Raw genomic sequence first — 13,066 nt, 5'->3', positions numbered from 1 at the left:
CCTTCAGGATTTCTGGAAAGCAGCGCTATTGAACCGTGATCGGCGCCATCACTTTCTGAGCACGAAATGACGCTGCCGGATCGACAGGACTATCTGTCGATAGCTCACGAGCTCCACAGGTCCGTTACGCTGGCGATAAGCCCCTTCGATCCCAGAGCATTTAACGCGATATTGTGAACTATCTCAGTTGGAGCAGCGCAGAGTTCACCGATGACCCGGACCGAGAGGTCGTCAGCCGCGCGCGATAAGGCAGTGAAGACGACACAGTTCTGAGTCATCATTCCGCAGATCAGCAATTCGTCGGCTTTCGTTAAATGAGACGATAGTCCCGTCTCCTGGAAAGCGTCGGCGAACTGTTTGGTGACGATCGGAGCATCAGCTGCGGCAGCAAGAATAGCTGGTCGGATGGCACTACCTGGGCCGTTTACCGCGAACAAACCGGCGTCTGCCTTCGACACGTGTCGAACGAGGACGACGTTGTCCCCTGAAGCTCTTGCCCGCGCGATGACGGACACGATGCGAGCCTCAATTTCATCGGGCTTCCATAGTGGAAGAAGGCCACCGGGGAAATATTCGTTCTGGACGTCGATCACGAGAAGCGTGCGGGTCATAATGGAGCTCCTGAGGTTTCAGCGACCTTTACCCGCGCGCACCTGCGTCTGTCAGTGGCCCGATGGACATTTTTGGTGTAGATCGGGCCAATGCGAATTGCCGTCCTCGCCTACGATCAGATCAGTCCGTTCATGCTGTCCACGCCGCTCGCGGTGTTTGGCGAACCGTTCCTGGCCAGCGGTCATCGGATCGACGTCTGCTCAAACGAGCCTCGTTTAAAGACGACAGGCGGATTGACGATCGAGGCGAGCTATCCGTTGGAGGCGGCCCGCGAGGCCGACGTCGTGATCCTGCCGGGCTGGCGGAACGTCGACGAGCCGCTGTCGTCGGATATCATCGCGGAAGTGCAAATGGCAGGCGAGCGCGGGGCGATCGTCGTCGGTCTTTGCCTTGGAGCCTTTGGTCTCGCCGAAGCCGGCTTACTCCATGAACGCCGCGCGACAACGCACTGGGCTCAAGCGAAGACGTTCGCGCTACGTTATCCTACGGTCGATGTCGATGCCGGCGCACTCTTTATCGACGAAGGGCAAATATTGACCTCGGCAGGCATCGCATCCGGGCTGGACTGCTGTCTGCATCTGCTCGCCCGCATGTCCGGGCTCGGCGAAGCCAACCGCGTTGCCCGTCACCTTGTCCTTGCGCCGCAACGCTCGGGCCAGCAACCGCAGGTGCTTGAGCGCCCGGCGCTCGGATCGTCCTCCGATCGGCGTGTCACCGAAATTCTGGAAGGGCTGCGCGCAGATCCGACCCGGACACCGCCGCTCGACGAACTGGCGGAGCGTGCCGGCATGAGCCGCCGAAGCCTGTCGCGTCATATCCGCTCGCGGATCGGCGGCAGCCTTGGACAATGGCTGAAGCAGGTGCGTCTGTCGCGCGCCCAGGAGATACTGACATCCGGCGTACATGGCATGGAAGATGTCGCCCTTCGCAGCGGATTTCCAGATGCGCACGCATTGCGGTCAGCATTTCGCGCCGAGCTCGGGCTTACGCCGACGCAATGGATGGCGCGGCAGAAAGTCGGCTGATCGCAGACCAATCGATCCGGAGCTGGCGATCGCAAGAGCTCCGTCATTCTAGAACCTCAATGACACGAAGCTAGTTTTCGCCTCTCGATGATGGCGGCAACATCTCGATCGTTTTCGATAACGTTCATTCGCCGAAATGAATTTCTTGTTCTTGCTGAACGAAGACCGCACGCAATCGCAGATCGCGACGTCGATCTCTCAAGGAAGCGATAGTTCTTTCTTCACCCCGCGCCATTGCGGCGTGTTTGTCCTCCGCTTGGAGCAATATCTGAAATTGCCAGAGCGAATGTTGTGGGCAAACATCCACGACAGCTTCTGACGCCTTGCGGGCGCATCTCGATTTGCAGCGGAGACATGAAATGAGCGACAACGCGCCTCGCGTCGACGGACGCATAGCGGACGGCGTCGAGCTCGATGCAGATGTGCTGGTGCTCGGCGGCGGCCCGGCCGGCACCTGGGCGGCAATCAGCGCTGCCGGCGAAGGCGCGCGCGTCGTGCTCGTTGACAAAGGCTTTTGCGGAACCTCCGGCGCCACAGCACCATCCGGCACCGGCGTTTGGTATATCGATTCATCGCCTGACAAGCGCGAGGCCGCGATGGCCAATCGCGAGAAGATGGGCGGCTATCTGCAGGATCGCCGCTGGATGTCCCGCGTCCTCGACCGCACCTACGATCAGAGCAACAGACTGGCGGAATGGGGCTATCCCTACGCGACCGATGACAGCGGCCGGCCACAGCGAAACTCGCTGCAGGGGCCGGAATATATGCGGCTGATGCGCAAGCGCACCAAGTCCGCAGGTGTCACGATCCTGGATCACAGTCCGGCGCTGGAATTGCTGGTCGATGAAGCCGGCGCCGTCGCTGGCGCCGCAGGACTGCAGCGCCAGAGCGGAAAGCCATGGCGCGTGCGTGCCGGCGCCGTCGTCATCGCGACGGGCGGATGCGCCTTCCTCAGCAAGACGCTGGGCTCGAACGTTCTCACCGGCGACGGATATCTGATGGCCGCCGAACTCGGCGCTGAGCTGACCAGCATGGAGTTCTCCAATCCCTATGCGATATCCAGCGCATTCGGATCGGTGACCAAAACGCTGTTCTTCGGCTGGGGCACCTTCACTTATGAGGATGGGACGCCGGTGCCGGGTGCTGCGTCGAAGGGCGGCCGCTCGGCCATCGCGCGCGCATTGCTGAAAGGTCCGGTCTATGCGCAACTCGACAAGGCCGATGCCGACATTCAGGAGGCCATGCGCGTCTCGCAGCCGAACTTCTTCCTGCCTTATGACCGCACGGGACTCGATCCTTTCACCCAGCGCTTTCCGGTCACGCTGCGTCTCGAAGGCACGATCCGCGGCACCGGCGGCCTGCGCATCGTCGATGACAGCTGCGCCACCACCGTTCCCGGCCTCTATGCCGCCGGCGATGCCGCGACGCGCGAGCTCATTTGCGGCGGCTTCACCGGAGGCGGCAGCCACAATGCGGCCTGGGCGATGTCATCGGGCTACTGGTCGGGCCAGGGCGCGGCACGTTACGTCAAGGGCACGCGCCGTATCCGCCGGAATGCAACGGGCGCCGGCACCGTGGGCCTGCAGGAAAGCACGCGCCCGACATTGAACGGCGCGACCCTTGTCACAGCCGTGCAGAACGAGGTCTTCCCGTACGAGATCAACTATTTCCGCGAAGCTGGTCGCCTGACTGCATCGCTCGCGCGCCTCGACACACTCTGGCACGACGCCACCACGGCGGGCGCCGTATCCGGCATTGACGCGGTCCGTGCGCGCGAAAGCGCCGCGATGCTGGCGACCGCACGCTGGATGTATCGCAGCGCGCTGGCGCGCAAGGAAACCCGTGGCATGCATCGGCGAGACGACTTTCCCGAGCAGGATCCGTCGCAGCGCCACTACATCACCACCGGCGGCCTCGACGAGGTCTGGACCTCCGTTCGTCCGCACGCCGAAGCATCTCTTGCGGAGGCCGCAGAATGATCGAGGTTATCGATTCCGAAACTTGCACTTCCTGCAATATCTGCGTCCGTGTCTGCCCGACAAATGTGTTCGACAAGACCGAAGGCGTGCCCGTCATCGCCCGGCAGGACGATTGCCAGACCTGCTTCATGTGCGAACTGTATTGCCCTGAGGACTCGCTCTACGTCTCACCCTTCGCGGATGTATCAGTCAGCCTCGAAGCCGCGGAGCTCAAGCAGTCCGACGCACTCGGCAGCTATCGACGCGCTGTCGGCTGGACGAAGGAAACACGGGACCAACGCGGCATCGATCGCAGCTATCGGCTATTTGGCCACTGACAATACCCGATGGTGTCGGACGCATTCCGCGTCCCGGAGCTTCGCATGAACGTCAGATCCGTGGCCGTCGACCGTGTCGTCGATCGCTTTCCCGCCGTTCGCCGCATCTGGACGGCGCGCGCGGTCGGCCATCGGCTGCTGCCACTCGCGATTCCACTGATCGTCCTCATCGCATGGCAATGCGCGGCATCGCTGCGGCTTCTGCCGGTGCAGATCCTGCCGCCGCCGCTACTGGCGGCGACCACCGCCATCGACCTGATCCGCGGCGGCGAGATCGTCGACGGGCTTCGCGTCAGCCTGTGGCGGATCGGAATCGGCTTCGCCATCGGCGCCGGCAGCGGCCTCGTCTTCGGCGCGCTGCTCGGCCTGTCGCGCACCGTCGAGGCCTATTGCGGACTGACCTTCAGACTGCTCGCGCAGATTCCGTCGCTCGGCTGGCTGCCGATCCTGCTGCTGATCTTTGGTCTCGATGAGACGCTCAAATTCGTCCTCATCGCCAAGGCCAGTTTCGTCCCGACCGTCATTGCCACGTCCGAAAGCGTCAAGCAGGTCCCTGCCCCATTTCGCGAGGTTGCGCGCGTGTTGCAGCTGCCAGCACGATCCTATCTGCGCCGCCTCGTCCTGCCAGCAACCATTCCCGGCATTTTCGGCGGCCTGCGCACCGCGTTGAGCCATGCATGGATCGCGCTCATCGTCGTCGAGATGCTCGCCGCCACCGAGGGCGTCGGATACACGATGGTGTGGGGACGCACCCTGTTCCAGATCGACATCGTCATCGTCGGCATGGCGGTGATCGGTCTGATCGGCCTCGCCATGGATACCGGCCTTGCGCGCATCGAGCAGCGACTGCAGCACTGGGAGCCGCGTTCATGACCGGCGCGACACCTTCCGAAGCTCTGCGAGCGACGCGCGGCAGCGCAGTGCCGTGGTCGCGCGGTCTGGTATTGCCACTCGCCCTCGCGCTCGTCTGGGTCTGGTCGGTACATGTCGGCTGGCTGTCAGGTCCGCTCGCCATTCAGCCCGAGCGGATTCTGCTCGCTCCGTTCGACGATGCGGCCGGCCGCGAGATCTGGCGAGCCATCGCTGCCAGCGTGTTGCGTTACGCCGGCGGTGCCGGCATCGGCATCCTGCTCGGCCTCGCGCTTGGCGCTGCGATGGGCCTCTCCTCCACTGTCGAGCGCGCCAGTGGCGGCTCTTTCCATGCGCTGCGCCAGATCACGCTGTTCGCCTGGATCCCGCTGCTCACCGCCTGGTTCGGCAACGGCGAGGCCAGCAAGATCGTCTATATCGCGCTGTCCGCCTTCTTCCCGGTCGCGCTGAACACCGCCACCGGCCTACGCAACGTGCCTATATCCTATCGCGAAGTGTCGCGCGTGCTCGGCCTATCGCGTCGGCAGGAGATCCGCCGTGTGCTGCTTCCCGCCGCCCTTCCGGCCATCACCATCGGCATCGAGATCGCGCTGATCAGCGCCTGGATCGGCACCGTCGGCGCGGAATACGCGATCGGCAACGGGCGCGGCATCGGCACCTTCGTTTCCGAAGGGCGTGAACAGTTTCGCATGGACATTGTCATCATCGGCGTCATCGCGCTCGCGGCCACCGGCTATCTGGCGACACGTGTGTGTCGTCGGTTGTCGTCGCTGGCCTTGATGCGCGCTTCAGGCCTGACGTGATGGAAACCGCATGACAGAATTCACCGAACTTGCGATCCGGCATGTCACCAAGACCTATGTGGTCGACGATATGCCCCTACCCGTGTTGCAGGATGTGTCGCTGTCCGTGCTGCCCGGCGAATTCGTCAGCATCGTCGGCGCCTCCGGCTGCGGCAAGTCCACGTTGCTGCGTCTCATCGTCGGGCTCGACGACGTCTATCGCGGCGAGATCCTGCTCGGCGGCACGCAGGTGAGCGGCCCCGGCGCCGATCGCGGAATCGTGTTTCAGGATCATCGGCTGTTTCCGTGGTTGACGCTGACCGAGAATGTCGCGCTCGCCCTCGATGCCTTTCCGCTGCCGACGGAAGAGAAGGCTCAACGCGTCCGCGATGCCATTGCGCTGGTCGGCCTGTCCGGCTTCGAGCGGGCACGCCCTGCGCAGTTATCTGGAGGAATGGCGCAGCGTGCGGCGATTGCGCGCGCGCTGGTTCGGCGGCCTGCAATCTTGTTGCTGGACGAACCGCTCGGCGCTCTCGACTCGCTGAACCGCACGCGGTTTCAGGACGCGCTGCTGGACATCTGGGAGGCGCAGCGGACCACCGTGATCATGGTGACCCACGACGTGGAGGAAGCCGTCTATCTCTCCACCCGCATCGTGGTGATGGAGCCACGCCCCGGCCGCATCCGCAGCGTCATCCCGGTCGAACTGGCGGCGCGCGACCGCGCCGCGCCCGATTTCGTCGCGCTCAAGCAGCGCGTTCTCGCCGATCTCCGACACTGAAACCAAGAGCACCATCATGGATAAGATCACGCGACGCAGTTTCACCACCGGCGCCGCCGCGCTGCTGGCAGCCGGCACAGTGGCCCGCGCCGCCACCGATACGCCGGACACCATCCGCTTCGGCGCATTCGGCGCGGGCTTCGGGCAGCCTTACGGCGTTGCGACCTTCGGTGTCGCCCAGGCCAAAGACTTCATCGCCAACGAATTCAAGGACACGCCGGTCAAGCTGGAATGGACCTATCTCGCGGGCACCGGACCGGCAGTCAATGAAGGCATCGCCAACGGACGGATCGATTTCGCTCAGTACGGCGCATTGCCGAACGTCATCGGCCGCGCCAATGGATTGTCGACTCGGGTGCTGCTGAATTATGGCCCTACCACGATCTTCGGCGCCGCGCGCAAGGGACTGCCGATCCATTCGATCAAGGATCTCAAGGGGCGCAAGGTCACCTTTCAGAAGGGGACCATCCTGCATTGGGCATTCCTGCGCGCGCTGCAGGCAAACGGTCTATCGGCCAAGGACCTGACCATCGTCGATCTCAAGACTGCCGATCAACTCGCTGCGCTGGCCGCAGGCAGCGTCGATGCCAGCATCGGTTCGAGCTCGGTGCTGTCGCTGCGCGAGAAGGGCATCGTCGATATCTTCTATACGTCGAAGGACATCGGCCCGAAGGCCACCGGCTTCGGCGGAATTCTTGTTACTGATCAGTTCCGCGAGAAATATCCCGACGCCACGCGCCGGGTCGTCACCGGCCTTCTCAAGGCGGTCGCGTGGATCGGCGACGAAGCCAATCGCGACGAGGCGTTGCGCATCTGGTCGAAATCCGGCACGCCCTACGAGGCCCTGCAGGAGGAGTTCCGCGGCCAGTCGCTCAAGGAGGCGTTCAATCCGCTCGTTGACGAATTCCTGCTGGCCCAATTCCAGGATGTCGTCGATTTCTCCAAGTCCGAAAAGCTGATCCGCAGCGATATCGACGTGAAAGAATGGGTGCTTGCGGCGCCAATTCACGAGGCACTTGCCAGTCTCAAGCTCGAGAAATTCTGGACGCCGCGACATGCCGATGGATCGCCGAAAGCATAAGGCAACGATTCCGGTTGTTCGGATCGTACTGGGTGGGAGATTGTGATGATCGATTTTCCGCTCAAGCGACGCTATGAGCGCGATCCCGTCGATCTCGACGAAGCGGACACACGGGCGGCATTCGCCGCCTGCGACGCCATTCCATTGGCGATGCGGGCGCGCGCGCAGACCTTGCGCTCGCTGGACCGCTGTGTCCGGCTGCGTCGAACGCTGCGGACGCAGCGCCCCGATCGTTCGCAACTGCGCTCCGCCCTCAAGGCCGAGCAACGCGTGCTGGCCCTGATCCGTCAATGGGCGGACGGCCAACGCGTGCAGTGAAGTGAAAGGCCTCCTCACAATAGTCGACGGGCGCATCGTCCATGACGTACGTTGACGCCACAAAGCGCGTATAGTCCGCCGCCATGACCGACGCACCCCGCTCCATCATCCGCCTGTCGCATAACGAGAGCCCGTTCGGCTCTTCGCCGCGCGCACTCCGTGCCATCGAAGAGAACCTTGCCCCTCTCGACCGCTATGTCGGCGGCGAGATGGACCAGCTCACTGCCGCCATCGCCGCACATGAACGTATCGCGCCGGAGCAGATCGTGCTCGGCGAAATCCTTGACGTCCTCGGACTGTATCTCTCCGCGCAAGGCGATCCCGGCGGCGAGTTCATCTATTCCGAGCCGGGTTATACGGCGCTGGTCGATGCCGTCGCGCCGGCCGGCGGCAAGGCCATCGCCGTGCCGCTGGATGATCGGCTCAACAACGACCTTCCGGCCATTGCCAGCGCAGTAAATGCGCGAACCCGTGCCGTCTATCTCGTCAACCCGCACAATCCGAGCGGCACTGTGAGTCCGGCCGAGGAATTCATCGCATTCGTCCGCGATCTATCGAACCGCGCGCTGGTGATCGTCGACGAAGCCTATCTCGACTACACGCCAGATCCGGAACGGCGCACCGTGGCTGGCCTCGTGCGTGACGGCCATCAGGTCGTCGTATTCAGGACCTTCGCCAAGATCCACGGCCTCGCCGGTCTCGCCATCGGCTATGTGCTGGCGCCTGCCGAGCTTGCCCGATCGCTCAGGCAGATCGGCATTGGCGCGTTTCATGGCCTCAACCGCCTCGGCCTCGTCGCCGCTCAGGCAAGTCTGGCCGATCGCGAACATATCACCGCAGTGCGCACCGCGGTTGCCGCCGAGCGCGAGAGTTGGCACGCTTTGTTTCGCGCGAACGGCGTTTCCTTCTCCGAAGCGCAGGGCAACTTCGTATTCTTCGATGCCGGCCGGCGACACGGTGATGTGACTGCAGCCCTTGCGGCACGGGTCATCGCGATCAAGCAATCTTATCCCGCGCTGCCGACCTGGCTGCGGATATCGATCGGCCTGCCCGATGACAATGTACTGGCGCGCCAAGTCGTCGCCGACAGCTTACGCTGATCACCCACAATGGCACCGAACGCCGGCAGGCGTATTACGGCCACCAGCGCGCATCAAAGCGTGCGGAGGAAGGCGACGACCGCCACGCTGCATCCGGATAAAGCGGATGCACCGCTTCCGCGGCATTCCGCGCCCACACCTCCCCGACGCCGATCTGGCGAGCAGGCGGCGATCTGCTCTCTGAGAGAATGCTTTCGCAATATCTTTGTTCTCGAAAACTGCGCACGACAGGCGCCGCAGTTCGAATATCGCTTCGCAGCTCTATTCGGCAATTAATTGCTGCAAGGCGGATGTCGCGACGCCTACCCATTGTCTTGTCAAGCACACAAGGGGATGAGGCATGGCAATCCAAAGCGCTTCTGGTCAAGCGAATGTATCGGATGCAACGAGCGGCGCCGACGTCGCATTTCTTTCCGCCGTCGAACTTGTTGAGCTTTACCGTCAGCGAAAACTGTCACCTGTCGAAGTCACACGCGCAATTCTCGATCGCATTCAACGGCTGGAGCCGAAAATCAATGCATTTGCCTTGCTTGACGCAGACTCTGCACTCGCATCCGCTGAAAGATCTGAACAACGTTGGCACCGCGGTGAACCTGCGGGTCTGATCGACGGCGTTCCAGTTGCGCTGAAAGACCTGATCCTGGCGAAGGGTTGGCCAACGCTGCGCGGCAGCCGCGCGGTCGATCCGAACCAGGAATGGAACGAAGATTCACCGGCGACCGCGCGCCTGCGCGAGCACGGCGCCGTCGTGCTCGGCAAGACCACCACATCCGAATTCGGCTGGAAGGGGCTCGGCGACAGCCCGCTGACCGGCATTACCCGCAATCCCTGGAATATAGCGCACACACCGGGCGGCAGCAGCGGCGGTTCGGGTGCGGCGGCGGCAATCGGCTTCGGCCCGCTGCATGTAGCAACCGATGGCGGTGGCTCGACGCGGCTTCCCGCTGCGCATAGCGGCGCCTTCGGCTTCAAGCAGACATTCGGCCGCGTGCCGGTCTATCCGCCGTCGCAGAACGGTACGTTGTTTCACGTCACCCCACTCACCCGCTCGGTGCGCGATGCCGCGCTGCTGCTCGACGTCATCGCGCGGCCCGACCTGCGTGACTGGAATGCATTGCCTCCGCAGGACGTGGCGTGGCAGAGCGGGCTTGAGGACGGCGTCAAGGGTTTGCGCATCGCTTATAGCCCCGCCCTCGGCTACGCGACGGTCGATCCCGAAGTCGCAGCCATCGTCGAGAAAGCAGTAAAGGTATTCGTCGATCTCGGCGCCATCGTCGAGCAGGTCGACCCCGGCATCGAGGATGCGCTGCCCATCTTCCTGACTTTCTGGCAGGCCGGCGCCGCGAAACTGGTGGACAGCTTCGCGCCGGAACGGCGCAATCTCAGCGAGGCCGGCCTACTGGCCGCAGCCGAACAGGGCCGCGCGATCGACGTCGTGTCCTACGTGAAGGCCATCGATCAGCGTGAGGCGCTGGGTCGGCACTTCAGTCGCTTCCATCAGTCCTGGGATCTGCTGATCACGCCGTCCACGGCATTTCCTGCTTCAGCCATCGATGCATCGCAGGCCGATCTTGCTACGCGGCCCATTCGCTCGCCCTTCACCTATCCGTTCAATCTGACGCAGCAGCCAGCGGCATCAATTCCGGCCGGACTGACCGCGGCGGGCCTGCCGGTCGGCCTGCAACTGATCGGTGCGAAATTTGATGATGCGAAGGTCCTGCGCGCAGCGCGGGCCTTCGAGATCGCGCGGCCCTTCGCAACACCGAAGGATCCCACGTGACCTACCTTGCATCTGAAATCGAACTCGATCTGCCGAAGCTTTCGGCCGCCTATGCGGATGGATCGCTGACACCTTCGCGAGTGGTGGAGTCGATCCTCGACACGATCACAGCGCGCGGCGATGATGGCGTCTGGATCGGGCATGTCGGACGCGACGCGATTTTCGCCCGTGCGCGCGAGCTCGAAGCGCAATCGTCAGCCGAACGCGCGGCCGCATCGCTCTGGGGCGTGCCTTTCAGCGTGAAGGACTGCATCGACGTCGCCGGGCTTCCTACGACATCGGCCTGCCCCGGCTATTCCTATGTCCCTACCCGGCATAGTCCTGCGGTCGCGCGGCTGCTGGCGGCCGGCGCGATCCTGATCGGCAAGACCAATATGGATCAGTTCGCCACCGGGCTCGTGGGTGTCCGCTCGCCCTATGGTGTGGCAAGCAACCCGTTCGATGCCGACTACATTCCAGGCGGATCGAGTTCGGGTGCCGCCGTCTCCGTCGCGGCCGGCCTCGTCAGCCTGGCGCTCGGCACCGACACCGGCGGTTCGGGCCGCGTGCCCGCCGCGCTCACCAACGTGGTCGGTCTCAAGCCGACGCGCGGCCTCATCAGCGGTGTCGGCACGGTGCCGGCCTGTCGCTCCATCGAAACGATCTCGGTGTTCGCGCTCACCGTCGCCGACGCGCAGGCTGGCTTCGACGTTATCCGCGCGCATGATCCCGAAGACCCGTTCGCGCGGCCGCTGACGCTACGCGAAGCGGACGCATGGCCGCCGTTCCGCTTCGGCGTGCCCGCGGCACCCTGGCTGGAGTTCTTCGGCGACACGGCGGCGGCCGCACTATTCGATGCCGCCGTCGCGCGCCTCACGGCGATCGGCGGCGTGCGCGTCGAGATCGACTTCGCGCCGTTTCGCGAAATCAACGACATGTTGTTCCTCGGTCCATGGCTGGCTGATCGCTACGGCGCGCTGAAGCCGTTTCTCGACCGCAACATCGATGCCGTGTTCCCGATCACCCGCGACATCCTGCTGGGCGGTACGCAGATCACGGGCACGCAGGTCTTTGCAGGTCAGCAGCGTCTCGCCGAACTGAAGCAGAATATCGACGCCGGGTGGCGCGACATCGACGTTCTCTTCGTGCCGACGACGCCCACTGCCTACAGGATCGGCGAGATCGCAGCCGATCCCATCGCCCTCAATGCCCGTATCGGCACCTACACCACATTCGTCAATCTGGCCGATCTCGCTGCGGTTGCTGTGCCCTCGGGCTTCCTGCCGAACGGCCTGCCGCAAGGCGTGACGCTGATCGGCCCGGCTTTGTCCGACCGCAGCCTCGCACGGCTGGCCGGCCGGTTTCACCAGCATTCCGGACTGCCGCTCGGTACGCGCGGTCTTGGCATCGCGCCCCCCATTCTCAACAAGGAGCTTGTGACGTGACGAATTCAGAACGGTTTTTCAGCCATGCCAGGCGATTGGCCCGCACCGCGTTGGTGCTGGGCGCGGCATTCGTCGCCTCGGCTGCGACGGCGCGCGCGGAGGATGTGACGATCGGCGCCGGCCTCTCGATGGGCTGGGGCCAGTTCTTCGTCGCCGATCAGGCCAAGACCTGGGACAAGCAGGGCCTCACGCCCAAGACCACGATCTTCGCCAGCGGCCGCCTCGCACTCGACGCGCTGGTCGGCGGCGGCGTGGTGGTGGCGACCGCAGCCGAAACGCCGGTGCTGTTCGCGAATCTCAACGGCCTGCCGGTGCGCATCATCGCCACGCTGAATCGCCAGGAATCCTTCGACCTTGTCGCGGTCAAGGACATCAAGACGATCAAGGATATCAAGGGACACAAGATCGGCTATTCGCAGGGCACCAACGCGCATTACTACCTGTCGAAGCTGCTGAAGGAAGCGAACCTGACTTTCGCGGATATCACGGCGGTCAGCCTCAACCCCGGCGATTTCGTCACCAGCCTGTCGAACGGGGCGGTCGATGCATTCATCTGGACCGAGCCACATATTTCGCTGGCGCTCAGGCAGGGCGGCGACAAGTTCCATGCGATCCGCTCGCCCGGACTCTATGTCGGGTTCTCCACCGTGATCGCGCTGCAATCGACCATCGACAAGAATCCCGACCTGCTCGTGAAGGTGCTGAAGTCGCTGATCGATGCCAACGACCTCATCAAGAAGGATCCGAATGCCGCAGCAGCGCTGATCGCCGAGCGCATCAAGGTCGATCCGGAGATCGTCCGCAACTTCCTGCCGCGCACCCGCTTCAATATCGATCTCGAACGCGCGGATCTCGTCGCCGAACTGCAGACGCAGGCGAAATGGGCGATCGACAACAAGCTGGTGCGGCCGGACGTCAAGGTGCCGGATTTCAACACCGTCGTGGTCGACTCGCTGCTCGACAAGGCGCGTGAGAAATAGAAACGGCGTTACCGGAG

At 63.5% G+C, this 13,066-nt stretch carries 13 protein-coding genes; 12 read left to right on the top strand and 1 reads right to left on the bottom strand.

The genetic code is table 11. The annotated features are described in order from the left end of the window. Window positions 1–104: 104 nt before the first annotated feature. Entirely contained in the window at window positions 105–611 is a 507-nt protein-coding gene (locus AB8B20_RS28240; RefSeq protein ID WP_439073800.1) for a cysteine hydrolase family protein, read from the bottom strand. 90 nt (window positions 612–701) lie between these two features. Here AB8B20_RS28240 and AB8B20_RS28235 point away from each other — a divergent pair, with 90 nt between their 5' ends. The 12 genes from AB8B20_RS28235 to AB8B20_RS28180 all read left to right on the top strand — a co-directional run bounded on the left by AB8B20_RS28235 (window position 702) and on the right by AB8B20_RS28180 (window position 13,049). Further along, window positions 702–1,637: a GlxA family transcriptional regulator gene (locus tag AB8B20_RS28235; protein ID WP_439073801.1), complete on the top strand. Its 936-nt coding sequence runs from the start codon at window positions 702–704 to the stop codon at window positions 1,635–1,637. A gap of 359 nt (window positions 1,638–1,996) precedes the next feature. Continuing rightward, a complete protein-coding gene (locus tag AB8B20_RS28230) occupies window positions 1,997–3,616 on the top strand; it encodes an FAD-binding protein (protein ID WP_439073802.1) in 1,620 nt (539 codons plus the stop codon). Beyond that, entirely contained in the window at window positions 3,613–3,933 is a 321-nt protein-coding gene (locus AB8B20_RS28225) for a 4Fe-4S binding protein (protein ID WP_439073803.1), read from the top strand. Before AB8B20_RS28230 ends, AB8B20_RS28225 begins: the two co-directional genes overlap by 4 nt. A gap of 45 nt (window positions 3,934–3,978) precedes the next feature. Then, entirely contained in the window at window positions 3,979–4,806 is an 828-nt protein-coding gene (locus AB8B20_RS28220) for an ABC transporter permease (protein ID WP_439073804.1), read from the top strand. Next, window positions 4,803–5,606, top strand: a complete 804-nt coding sequence (locus tag AB8B20_RS28215; RefSeq protein ID WP_439073805.1) for an ABC transporter permease — start codon at window positions 4,803–4,805, stop codon at window positions 5,604–5,606. The genes AB8B20_RS28220 and AB8B20_RS28215 overlap by 4 nt, the downstream gene beginning before the upstream one ends. Before the next feature lie 10 nt (window positions 5,607–5,616). Continuing rightward, a complete protein-coding gene (locus tag AB8B20_RS28210) occupies window positions 5,617–6,366 on the top strand; it encodes an ABC transporter ATP-binding protein (RefSeq protein WP_439073806.1) in 750 nt (249 codons plus the stop codon). 16 nt (window positions 6,367–6,382) lie between these two features. Continuing rightward, window positions 6,383–7,447: an ABC transporter substrate-binding protein gene (locus AB8B20_RS28205; RefSeq protein ID WP_439073807.1), complete on the top strand. Its 1,065-nt coding sequence runs from the start codon at window positions 6,383–6,385 to the stop codon at window positions 7,445–7,447. 45 nt (window positions 7,448–7,492) lie between these two features. Further along, on the top strand, window positions 7,493–7,765 hold the full coding sequence (locus AB8B20_RS28200; protein ID WP_439073808.1) for a hypothetical protein: 273 nt from the start codon (window positions 7,493–7,495) through the stop codon (window positions 7,763–7,765). Window positions 7,766–7,848: 83 nt separating this feature from the next. Further along, entirely contained in the window at window positions 7,849–8,865 is a 1,017-nt protein-coding gene (locus AB8B20_RS28195; protein WP_439073809.1) for a pyridoxal phosphate-dependent aminotransferase, read from the top strand. A 340-nt stretch (window positions 8,866–9,205) separates the two neighbouring features. Then, window positions 9,206–10,645 carry an amidase gene (locus AB8B20_RS28190; RefSeq protein ID WP_439073810.1) on the top strand — a complete coding sequence of 480 codons (1,440 nt, stop codon included), beginning with the start codon at window positions 9,206–9,208 and terminating at the stop codon, window positions 10,643–10,645. Next, the gene (gene atzF / locus AB8B20_RS28185) at window positions 10,642–12,069 is read left to right on the top strand and encodes an allophanate hydrolase (RefSeq protein ID WP_439073811.1); all 1,428 of its coding nucleotides are present in this window, start codon (window positions 10,642–10,644) and stop codon (window positions 12,067–12,069) included. The genes AB8B20_RS28190 and atzF overlap by 4 nt, the downstream gene beginning before the upstream one ends. Continuing rightward, window positions 12,066–13,049, top strand: a complete 984-nt coding sequence (locus AB8B20_RS28180) for an ABC transporter substrate-binding protein (RefSeq protein ID WP_439073812.1) — start codon at window positions 12,066–12,068, stop codon at window positions 13,047–13,049. The genes atzF and AB8B20_RS28180 overlap by 4 nt, the downstream gene beginning before the upstream one ends. Window positions 13,050–13,066: the final 17 nt, after the last annotated feature.

The organism is Tardiphaga sp. 866_E4_N1_4 (genome assembly GCF_052076075.1).
GTDB classification, from domain to species: Bacteria; Pseudomonadota; Alphaproteobacteria; order Rhizobiales; family Xanthobacteraceae; genus Tardiphaga; species Tardiphaga robiniae.
Note: the sequence above shows the minus strand (reverse complement) of the source record. Positions and strands in the feature narration are given on the sequence as shown.